Source organism: Brevibacterium iodinum ATCC 49514 (assembly GCF_900169265.1).
Classification (GTDB): domain Bacteria; phylum Actinomycetota; class Actinomycetes; order Actinomycetales; family Brevibacteriaceae; genus Brevibacterium; species Brevibacterium iodinum.
In genome coordinates this window covers 1-1,540 of sequence record NZ_FXYX01000055.1, presented here as the reverse complement: position 1 = coordinate 1,540, position 1,540 = coordinate 1, and the positions used below count along the sequence as shown (strand labels likewise).

Genomic DNA, 1,540 nt, shown 5'->3' with positions numbered 1-1,540 from the left:
TGGAGTGGTCCCCGAAAGTTGGACTGTGATCAACACAAACCAACTTGAAAGGGACTACTCCATGCGCAAGGACTGCCTGATCACCAACGACCAAGCCCATGCCGCGATCGAACTGTTCGACCAAGGCAACGGATACGCCGCGACAGCCACGAAGCTCGACGTCCATAAACCCACACTCAAACTCCTCCACGACCGATGGTTAGTGCGTGGAACAATGTCGGTCATGGAACCCTACCAGCGCCGCCGATTACCAGCAGAAACGAAGATCGCGACCGCGAAACGCTACATAGCCGGTGAACACAAAGTTGAACTCGCGAAAGAACTCGGTCTGGCATCGTCACGACCGATCCTGGACTGGGTGAAGGAATACCGGGATAAAGGCGAGGGCGCTTTCACCCCACGCAAGGCCACTGGCAAGGGCAAAACAGCCCGGATCAGGGCTATCGATCACGGGCAGGACCCGGATGCTGATCCGGTGCCGGCGAAGCCGGATGCGGCGGCGAAGAAGACCCGGGTCGAGGACATCAGCCTGGCCGAGTACCGGCAACTACAAGACCGACTGCTGCGGGCTGAAGCGGAGAACGCATACTTGAAAAAACTTCGGGCCTTGAGACAGAACGGGCAGCTGTAAAAGCACGCATAGTTGCCAGTCTCAAGGCGAGCTACCCCCTGCCACTACTGCTGAGCGTTGCAGGTTTGGCGCGGTCGACGTTCTTCTATCACCAGAAACGGTTCAATAAGAAACCTGACCGATACGCGCAGGTGAGAGGCCGGATCCGGGAGATCTTCACCGACAGCCGCGAATGCTATGGACACCGCAAGATCTGGGCAGTCTTGGTCAAAGAGGGCCTGTTGATCGCGAAGAAGACCGTGCTGCGGTTGATGCAGGACATGGGGATCAAGACCAAGGTGCGCAGGAAGCGGTACAACTCCCACCGCGGCACGATCGGCCGCGTTGCCGACAACGTCCTCAACCGGGAGTTCACTGCTGGGAAACCGAATGAGAAATGGGTTTCTGACGTCACGGAATTCACTGTGGCAGATCAGAAACTGTACCTGTCACCGGTCATTGATCTCTTCGATACTGGTGTGGTGTCGTACTCGATGTCGACGTCACCGAACCTGGCGTTGACGAACGAGTCACTGACCAGAGCATGCCAGGGGTTAAGGCCCGGCCAGGCACCGTTGGTGCACACGGACCAGGGGTTTCAGTACCAGCATGTGTCGTGGGCGGCGATCCTGGACAAGCACGGTGCCACACCGTCGATGTCTCGGAAGGGAAACTGCTGGGATAACGCGATGGCGGAGAATTTCTTCGGGCAGTTGAAGTCCGAGATGTTCTATCTGCAGAAATTCGACTCGATCGAGGACCTGAAGAAAGCGATCGATGAGTACATTCATTGGTATAACTTTGAGAGGATCTCGACACGGCTTGGCGGTCTTGCCCCGATGGAATATCGGACCAAGACCGCCACAGCCGAACAGCCGGTAACTGCTTTATGCTGACCCCACAGCAGTCCAACTATTGGGGACCACTCCA

At 56.9% G+C, this 1,540-nt stretch carries 2 protein-coding genes; both read left to right on the top strand.

Annotation, left to right across the window (positions count from 1 at the left end):
- On the top strand, positions 1–631 hold a 631-nt coding region (locus BI49514_RS16160), incomplete at its 5' end, for a hypothetical protein (protein WP_219618459.1).
- On the top strand, positions 586–1,506 hold the full coding sequence (locus BI49514_RS16155) for an IS3 family transposase (protein ID WP_115614072.1): 921 nt from the start codon (positions 586–588) through the stop codon (positions 1,504–1,506). The genes BI49514_RS16160 and BI49514_RS16155, both read left to right, overlap by 46 nt.
- Positions 1,507–1,540 lie beyond the last annotated feature (34 nt).